The following is an 8,081-nucleotide window of genomic DNA, read 5'->3' on the forward strand; positions in this document are numbered from 1 at the left end:
GCCTACCTCGGCGCCGCCGGCTTCGTCAAAGACAAGATGATCCTCCAGGCCGCCGCCGGCATCTTCGGCGTCGAAGCCCGCCACGCCGCCGTCGTAGGCAACCTCCTCGGTCTCAAGGCCGAGGGCGGCGTCTACCAAGGCCCCTTCGAGAAGGGCATCGCCAAGGGAGACGTCCTCAAGGCCGTAGCCCCCTTCCTCGTCGACCCGAACAAGGTCGTCGCCGCAATCACCTACTGACCCACCCCAGGAGCGGACCGGCCTCCCCAGGGGGAGACCGGCCCGCTCCCTTTGCTTGGCAGGCGTGGAGTCAGCGCCAGGGCTTGACCAGGTTGGTGAGCTGTTTCGTCAGCGCAAACTGGAGCAGCGGACCGAAGGTGATCCGCTGAACCCGTGCTTCCTTCAAGTCCTCGAACGAGCCTGACGGCGCTCCGTCGACCGGATGGGCGGTCACGTTGACCGGACCGGACAGCTCCGCTAACAGCACGTCAAGGCTCTTGGCGTTGGGGATCTTGACCGGATAGACGCATCGGGCCCCTGCCGCCTCGCACGCTCGTGATCGGCGTACCGCCTCGGCCAGCGGGTCGTCGAACTTCGCCACCTTTTCCAGGAAGGCGTCTGTGCGCGCGTTGATGACCAGCTCCACACCGGCCTGGTCGGCGGCCGCGCGCAGAGCACCGATGTAGTCGGCGTGCTCCTGTACCTCCCGCAACCGGCCCTCACTGTGCACAGTGTCCTCGACATTGATGCCGACGGCACCAGCCTCCAGCACCCGCTCCACCAACTCGGCCGCCGCAGTGTCGTAGCCCGACTCCACATCGGCAGTCACCGGTACGTCGACCGCCGCCGTGATCCTGCGGATCCCGTCGAGCGCATCCGCCAACGTCATACCCTCGTTGTCCTCCTGCCCACGGGAGTTGGCGAGCGGGTGGCTGCCGATACTCAGCGCCGGGTAACCGGCCTCAACGACCGCACGGGCAGACCAGGCATCCCAGACAGTCGGCAACACCAGGGTCTCCCCAGTGTGATGAAGCCGAAGCAATTCGCTGGCCTTCGCGGCGATATCGGTCATTTCTACTCCCGTGAGATGTCGGAATTGGTGACCGCGAAGCGTGCTCAGCTCGGCGGGTACTGCTGGTCCTTCAAGAACCGGGCGAGGTGAGCAGTGTTCGCGGCGAGCGTCTTGGTGGCCGCGCCGGTCGTGTCGGGCTTCGGGCCGGCGTCGTTGTAATCGACCTTGCCCATCGCCTCCCCCACCCAGTACGTCGAACCGTTGGCTGCCACGCTGAATCCAACGTCGTTCAGCCCCTGGAGCAGCTCGGCGGTGACATGATGCGCGCCATCCTCGTTACCGACCACCGCGACCGCGGCGACCTTGCCGAAGGTCAGCAGCCGGCCCTGCTCGTCCTTCTCCGCCAGCTCGGCATCGAGCCGCTCGAGCACGACCTTCGCCACGCTCGACGGCTGACCCATCCAGATCGGCGTCGCGAGTACCAAGATGTCCGCCGCCAGCACCTTCTCCCGAATCTGCGGCCACTCGTCACCGTCGCCCTCATCGGTCGTCACACCGAACTTGACGGTGTGGTCGACGATGCGGATCACCTCACCGTCTGTGTCGTGATCGGCCAGCGCCGCCAGCACCTCCCGGCCGAGCAACTCCGAACTGGACGGCGCCGGAGACTTCTTCAGCGAACACCCAAGAACCACCGCACGCAAAGTAGTCATGAAACAGAACTCCCTCGTCGAGACTCGTCTTCACGAAGAACCACCGAACCGGGGAGTGGACCACCGGGTGTGGCCCCTGTGCCCACTCCCGACGGTCCACTCCTGTTCGATGAACTACCGCGGCCAGTCGGCTTCGGTGACCTGTCCGCTGATCACATCGAGCATCAGCTGGACAGGGCCGTCGGGCAGTACGTACAACTCGTAGCTGCCCTCGGGGACGTCGAAGAACACCGCCGAATAGACCGTATCTCCCTCAGGTGAGGGCCGGGGAACGACCGCCACGTGCGGGAAACGGTGGCTGTGCTCACCATGCCCATGACCATGACCATGCCCGTGGCCGTTGCCGTGACTGTGTCCGGTGGCCACGGGCTCTTGGGCGGTCCACCCAGTGGGGCGACGCTCGATCTCGACGTCTTCCAGTTCGGCAGGCATCGTGATCACGATCGCGCCGACGCCGTCACCGATGTCGAGTAGAACCGACGAGCCCTTGCCCGCATGCGGATTCTCCTCGGCATTGGTGAGCGGCTTGGTGGCCGGCTCGGTCATGACGCGGCCGGTACGCCCGGCTTCGACTGGTAACCGCCACCCGGCGTACCCAGGTACGGGAACACCTTCAGATAGTCGGAGTTCGTGTTCGACGTCCCGTCCTGTACCGCCGAAGCGGCCCCGTCAGGCGTGAACGACGGGTCGACCAGCGGGATCGTCAATCCGGCGACCGCCCGGATCTCGACGGTGACGACGTCGTCGAACACGCGCCGCCCGTTCGGGAACCCGGCGGCGTCACCGGCCACCAGGCCGAGCGGGTTCGGCGTCTTCGACGGCGGTACGGCCACGTTCAGCCGCAACATGTCCGCCTGCACCGGCCCGGTGTAGTTCTGGAACCCCGGTACTACGCCCTTCGGGATCCCCGTCAGCAGAATCGCCGCCAGATCAGCACGCGGCTTCTTGTACGCAGCCAGGTTCGGGAACACACCTGGATACAGCACCGGCAGCAGCCCAGCCAGCTCCGGCTTGGTCACGTACTGGGCGAAGCGCTTGTCCTCGTGCGGGGCGAGGCTGTTCCACTTGTCCTTCTCGGCCATCGGCACGATGACCTCGTTGAACAACGGGTTCCCCAGCCGGGAGACCTGCTTGTGCGGACCGTGCCACAATGAGATCCCGAGCAGGTCGTCGAAGATCTTGGACTGCTGGCGACTCGCGGTCGCGTAGACGCCGATGACCGACTTGGCCGACATCACGTCGGTCGGCTTCTTGCCGTCGCGGGTCAGGTCCGAGATCGGCACCTGCAATGCGATCGTGTGCACGTTGGAGCCCTGGAGGCCGTTCACGCCCATCGCGGCGGCGGACGGGATCAGGTGCGCTGCCTGGAACGGGCGCAGGGTGCCGAGGTCGAAGATCGACCCGAGGTCGGCGAAGAAGCCGTCGGCGCGCTGGCCGGCGAAGACCTTGCGGTTGGTGCCGATCGTGTGGATCGCCTCGCCCGCGAGCTTGGCGTAGTTCGGCGTACTGCGCGGGCCGACGTTGACGGGCGGGGCGGCGAGGTCGCGGGCCAGGATGCGCGGGCGGCCGTGCTCGACCCGGGTGACCGAGTAGTACTGCGGCCGGTTCCACGTCTTGTCCTTGATCGAGGTGATCGGGCCGGTGTTGTACAGGAACGTCTTCTTGTTCCGGATCTCGGCGTGGAAGCGGAACTGGTAGCTGATGTCCGCCTTGCCGGTACCGCTGTTGGAGATGTGGATCTGGTAGAGCACGTCGTCGCCGAACTCGTAGAAGTTCGGGCCGCCGAACGGGTTCTGGAACGGGATGAAGTTGGCGATCAACGTCACCGTGTCCGGCTTGTCCGGGCTGACGAACGCGTAGACATCTGTGTTGTCGGCGACCGGGTCCTTCGAGATCTCCGGTGCTTCGCGATGCGAAGACATGAAAGTTCCTCCAGTTAAGGGATCGAGCTCTAGACAGACAAGCCACCGGCGGCGGCCCTGTCGGGACCGGCGATGGTCAGGCGGTCTTCACACCGGCAAGACGGGCGGCCAGATCGCGGTCGGTGATCAGCACCTCGCGCTCGCCGACCATGATCGCCATCTCACCCTTCTTCACGTCCTTGACGTGAACGACGAACGACTCCGCGTTCGCCAGGTCAGCGGCCTCGAGTTGGGTGGCAGCGTCGGCGGACTGCTCACCGAAGATCTTCGGTGCCGCGATGGCGCCGGCCGCGGCAACGGTGCCCGCGCCCGCGAACACCAGGAAACCGCGACGTGTTGCGTCACTCATGACAGTTCCTTCCTTCATCCCTGCCTGGATCCCGGCGAACACCGGGGCCCGAACCGCGCGGCAGATGCGACCCAGTCGCATATGTTGTGATCTGGATCACAAGCGCAGCTACTGACCATTCGGGCCTGCTCTTCGAGTGGATGGGTGTGACGGGCTGGGATTTTCGAGGCCGATCCTCCGTCCCGCCGCAAAGAAGCCGGTCTTACCCGCGCTATCTGCGGATAAGACCGGCTCTTCGTGCTGAGTCAGGCGGTTATGCGTTGAGCTGGACGACTGGCTGGAGGTCGCCGGCTGGCAGGGTCGGGCGGGCGGACCCGCCTCGCGGTTCGATGGTCACGCCGAAGGTCTCCTTGCCGGCCACGCCGCTGGTCACGACGGTGGGAGTCAGAGATTTGCCGTCGGTCAAACCGATGGAGCGAGCATTGTGTGAGCCGTCGACGAGCCACAGCTGGTAGGTCTTGCGGCCGGTGAGCGGCTTGAGGTCGCGGACCACTACGACCGCTGCGTCCTGCTGCCTGGACAGGACCACGGTCGCCTGGCCACCGCCGATAACAGCGCCGTGAACGGTACGGGCGTCAGGCTGGGCCAGGATCGTGGCTGCCCTGGTGCTGACAGCGGTCGTGACCGCGTTGTCGCGGTACTGGTCGAGTGCGACTCCTCCACTGGCCGCGATGGCCAGGAAGGCGGCCGCCAGGGTCAACGAGCGCCGAAGGACTCGCGGCCGGGCCGGTTTGAACTGAACGACGTCGCCGGCCTCGACGCGGGGCGTCGGTCGCAGTTGCTGGACCCGGCCGACCGCGGTCATCACCTTGGGCTTGAGGCCTGCCGGTGGTTGCCTGGCGACGTAGATACTGAGTTTGGTGACTGCCTCGCGAAGATCGTCCACGTCGGTGCCGCAGTCGGTGCAGTGGGCAAGGTGCTGCTCGAAGCCGGCGCGCTCGGCATCGTCCACCGCGTCCAGGACGTAGGGACCGGTCAGGGCATGTATGTCAGGTGTTGATGTCACGTGGTGTCGCTTCCCTGGAGCCGTCGCGGTCTGAACAGGATCTGGCCGTCTCGCGTTCCTCGTCTGATATTTGCGGTAGAGCCGGGACGGTGGCGCCTCCCAGGAACAGAGAGGCACCACCGCTACTGCTGGTTGATCAGGCCGGGGGCATCAGGACGGTGTCGATCAGGTAGACCGTGGCGTTGGCGGTCTTGACGCCGCCGCAGATGACCTTGGCGTTGTTGACCATCAGGTTGTTGCCCGAGCCGGTGACGGTCAGCGAGCCCTTCTCGACGGTGGTCTGCTTACCGACGACCGCGGCGGGGTCGAGCTGACCGGCCACGACGTGGTAGGTCAGGATCTTGGTGAGCAGCGCGCTGTTCGTCTTCAGGGTGTTGATCGTCGCGGCCGGGATCTTCGCGAACGCGGAGTCGACCGGGGCGAAGACGGTGAACTCGCCGCCGTTGAGGGTGGAGACCAGGTCGACCTTCGGGTTCAGCTTGCCCGACACCGACGCGACGAGGGTCTTGAGCAGCGGGTTACCGGAGGCGGCGGTGGCGACCGGTGCGGCGGCCATACCGTCGACCGAACCTGCACCGGTCGGGTTCGCCTTGGCGTAGTCGGCGCAGCCGGGGCCGACGAGGCCCGCGGCATTGTCGACCGACGGCATCGCCGACGGGGTGTCGACCGAGGTGGAGGTCGAGGTGCTGGTCGACGGGCTGCCGCTCGACTTGTTGTCATCGCTGCCACAGGCAACGGTTACGAACAGCAGGGAAAGCGCTGAGGCGGCGAGGCCGACGCGAACAATGGTCTTGGACATGGCGAAACTCTCTTCCGATGAAGTGATGAGCCGGGGCGACTGGCAATTCCTGCGTGCCGTTGAACAACCCGGCTCGTCGCCACCAGTTGCTTTTGAGTCGCGTTGTGCGGCTCGCAGCTGACATCACTACTTCGGCGCCGCCGCAGGCCCGGATAGGTCCAGCCGGCAACATTTCAATGCTCAGCTGTTCCACCCATCCGGAGGGCCCTGTTGACTCGAACTGAGGGTGTCCTGTCGAACCCTTTCGAGTTGGAGTGACCCCATGTTGACGCTGGCCTTTATCGGATTGGTGGGCGGGCTGATCACCGGGGTTTCCCCTTGTGTCCTGCCGATGCTCCCGATCATCTTCTTCGCCGGTACCGCCGGCAAAACCGATACCGCCGCCCCGACCGCATCCAAACGGGGGCGCAAGGCAACCACTGCCGGTACGCCGGACGGTGACCTGCTGATCGCCGACACCGAGGCCACCGAGAAGCCGCCCCGCGACTTCCGCCCCCTGAAGATCATCGCGGGCATCGTCGTCAGCTTCAGCGTCTTCACCCTGGCCGGATCGGTGATCCTGTCCGCACTCGGTCTCCCCGACAGCTTCCTGCGCTGGGGAGGCCTGACCATCCTCACCCTGGTCGGCCTCGGCCTGATCTTCCCCGCCCTCGGACACTGGATCGAGAAGCCCTTCTACCGGCTCCCCAAGATCAACCGCAACAACAACGGCGCCTTCGTCCTCGGACTCGGCCTCGGCACCCTGTACGTCCCCTGCGCCGGTCCGGTACTCGCCGCCATCACCGTCGCCGGCGCCACCGGCAACGTCGGCTGGCGGACCGTCGTTCTGACCGTCACCTTCGCCATGGGCGCAGCGCTTCCCCTACTGATCTTCGCCTCCGCCGGCTCACGGATCTCCCAGCGGGTCAAGGCCTACCGCGACCACCAGAAGGGCTTCCGCATCGGCGGCGGCATCGTCATGATCCTGCTGGCGATCGCCCTCGCCTTCAACATCACCGACGTCATCCAGCGCTCACTGCCCAGCTACACCAGCGGCATCGAGAAGAAGGTCGCCGACTCCAAGACCGTACAGGGCGCGCTCGCACCGGCGATCGGCAACGACGCCAGCGCAGACCTCGCCAAATGCATCCCCGGCGCGGCCGAACTCGCCTCCTGCGGGACGGCACCGGAGTTCCGCGGAACCCAGAAATGGTTCAACACACCCGGCGGACAGCCGGCCACCCTCGGCGCACTCAAGGGCAAGGTCGTCCTGGTCGACTTCTGGGCCTACTCCTGCATCAACTGCCAGCGGGCAACCCCGCATCTACTCGCCTGGGACAAGGCGTACAAGTCGCTCGGGCTACAGATCGTGGGGATCCACTCGCCGGAGTTCACGTTCGAGAAGTCGGCCGGCAACCTACAGTCGGCGATCAGCAAAGAGGGCATCGGCTACCCCGTCGGCCAGGACAACAACCTCGCCACCTGGACGGCGTACCGCAACCAGTACTGGCCCGCGAAGTACCTGGTCGACGCCAATGGCACCGTCCGGTCGATCAAGTTCGGCGAAGGCAGCTACGGCCAGACCGAGGACCAGATCCGCCAGCTGCTGAAGGACGCGAACCCGGACGTCCAGCTGCCGGCCCCGGTGGACGGCACGGTCAAGGCCGACACGATCGGCGCTGACGGCACCACCGCAGAGACCTATCTCGGCTACTCGCGGTCGGCCAACCTGAACGGGCCGACCGGAAAGCTGACCCCGAACAAGACCGTTGCGTTCGGCATCAACCCCAGCCAGCCGAACGACACCTACAGCCTCGGCGGCAGCTGGGCCGTCGGAACCCAGAGCGTCACCTCTACCAAGGGCTCAACGGCCAAGCTGAACTTCAACGCGGCCAAGGTGTTCCACGTCCTGTCCGGTGAAGGCACCGTCACGGTGTCCATCCCTGGTGAACCCGACAAGACGATCAAGGTCTCCGGTACGCCGAACGCCTACCAGCTGGTCGACAAGCCCGGCCAGGAACGCAAGACGATGACGCTGACCTACAGTCCCGGCATCTCCGCCTTCACCTTCAGCTTCGGCTGAGCCGGCCTGCCCTCACAGGCACCTCCGACAGCAGGCCGGTCCGTGAGCACCCCTTCCGGGCCGGTCTGCCTCCAACCCCCGCCCCGCCAACACTTCGAGGAAGAACCGATCATGAACCACCCGACCGTCCGCAACGTCATCATCATCGGTTCCGGCCCAGCCGGTTACACGGCCGCCGTCTACGCCGCGCGCGCCCAGCTGGCGCCGCTGGTCTTCGAAGG

Annotated in this window: 10 protein-coding genes; 3 read left to right on the forward strand and 7 right to left on the reverse strand. The window is 65.9% G+C overall.

The window, feature by feature from the left end; genetic code table 11:
* Positions 1 to 237: ferritin-like domain-containing protein (locus AB0M15_RS41735; protein WP_363832916.1), on the forward strand; the 237-nt coding region annotated here is incomplete at its 5' end.
* A 70-nt stretch (positions 238 to 307) separates the two neighbouring features.
* Here AB0M15_RS41735 and AB0M15_RS41740 read toward each other — a convergent pair.
* From AB0M15_RS41740 to AB0M15_RS41770, 7 genes are all read right to left on the reverse strand, one after another.
* The gene (locus AB0M15_RS41740; RefSeq protein ID WP_363832918.1) at positions 308 to 1,069 is read right to left on the reverse strand and encodes an isocitrate lyase/phosphoenolpyruvate mutase family protein; all 762 of its coding nucleotides are present in this window, start codon (positions 1,067 to 1,069) and stop codon (positions 308 to 310) included.
* Between the two features lie 44 nt (positions 1,070 to 1,113).
* A complete protein-coding gene (locus AB0M15_RS41745; RefSeq protein ID WP_363832921.1) occupies positions 1,114 to 1,722 on the reverse strand; it encodes an NAD(P)H-dependent oxidoreductase in 609 nt (202 codons plus the stop codon).
* Positions 1,723 to 1,836: 114 nt separating this feature from the next.
* Positions 1,837 to 2,268, reverse strand: coding sequence for a hypothetical protein (locus AB0M15_RS41750; protein WP_363832923.1), 432 nt, complete (start codon positions 2,266 to 2,268; stop codon positions 1,837 to 1,839).
* Complete coding sequence (locus AB0M15_RS41755) at positions 2,265 to 3,644, reverse strand: DUF4331 domain-containing protein (RefSeq protein ID WP_363832925.1); 1,380 nt, start codon at positions 3,642 to 3,644, stop codon at positions 2,265 to 2,267. The genes AB0M15_RS41750 and AB0M15_RS41755 overlap by 4 nt, the downstream gene beginning before the upstream one ends.
* A gap of 76 nt (positions 3,645 to 3,720) precedes the next feature.
* Entirely contained in the window at positions 3,721 to 3,993 is a 273-nt protein-coding gene (locus tag AB0M15_RS41760) for a twin-arginine translocation signal domain-containing protein (RefSeq protein ID WP_363832927.1), read from the reverse strand.
* Positions 3,994 to 4,246: 253 nt separating this feature from the next.
* Positions 4,247 to 4,999, reverse strand: coding sequence for an anti-sigma factor (locus AB0M15_RS41765; RefSeq protein WP_363832929.1), 753 nt, complete (start codon positions 4,997 to 4,999; stop codon positions 4,247 to 4,249).
* A gap of 136 nt (positions 5,000 to 5,135) precedes the next feature.
* Positions 5,136 to 5,798 (reverse strand): fasciclin domain-containing protein, encoded by a 663-nt coding sequence (locus tag AB0M15_RS41770; protein ID WP_363832931.1) that lies wholly within the window; start codon positions 5,796 to 5,798, stop codon positions 5,136 to 5,138.
* A gap of 262 nt (positions 5,799 to 6,060) precedes the next feature.
* Between AB0M15_RS41770 and AB0M15_RS41775 the strand changes: the two genes are divergently transcribed.
* Both AB0M15_RS41775 and AB0M15_RS41780 read left to right on the forward strand, forming a co-directional pair.
* Positions 6,061 to 7,860: a cytochrome c biogenesis protein CcdA gene (locus AB0M15_RS41775; RefSeq protein ID WP_363832934.1), complete on the forward strand. Its 1,800-nt coding sequence runs from the start codon at positions 6,061 to 6,063 to the stop codon at positions 7,858 to 7,860.
* Between the two features lie 111 nt (positions 7,861 to 7,971).
* Positions 7,972 to 8,081: FAD-dependent oxidoreductase (locus tag AB0M15_RS41780; RefSeq protein ID WP_363832936.1), on the forward strand; the 110-nt coding region annotated here is incomplete at its 3' end.

The organism is Kribbella sp. NPDC051718, from assembly GCF_040681515.1.
In the GTDB taxonomy this organism is placed as follows: domain Bacteria; phylum Actinomycetota; class Actinomycetes; order Propionibacteriales; family Kribbellaceae; genus Kribbella.

Bases quoted from the DNA above. Each gene is read 5' to 3' on its own strand.
- AB0M15_RS41740 (WP_363832918.1), bottom strand. From the start codon at position 1,069: ATGACCGATATCGCCGCGAAGGCCAGCGAATTGCTTCGGCTTCATCAC.
- AB0M15_RS41745 (WP_363832921.1), bottom strand. From the start codon at position 1,722: ATGACTACTTTGCGTGCGGTGGTTCTTGGGTGTTCGCTGAAGAAGTCT.
- AB0M15_RS41750 (WP_363832923.1), bottom strand. From the start codon at position 2,268: ATGACCGAGCCGGCCACCAAGCCGCTCACCAATGCCGAGGAGAATCCG.
- AB0M15_RS41755 (WP_363832925.1), bottom strand. From the start codon at position 3,644: ATGTCTTCGCATCGCGAAGCACCGGAGATCTCGAAGGACCCGGTCGCC.
- AB0M15_RS41760 (WP_363832927.1), bottom strand. From the start codon at position 3,993: ATGAGTGACGCAACACGTCGCGGTTTCCTGGTGTTCGCGGGCGCGGGC.
- AB0M15_RS41770 (WP_363832931.1), bottom strand. From the start codon at position 5,798: ATGTCCAAGACCATTGTTCGCGTCGGCCTCGCCGCCTCAGCGCTTTCC.
- AB0M15_RS41775 (WP_363832934.1), top strand. From the start codon at position 6,061: ATGTTGACGCTGGCCTTTATCGGATTGGTGGGCGGGCTGATCACCGGG.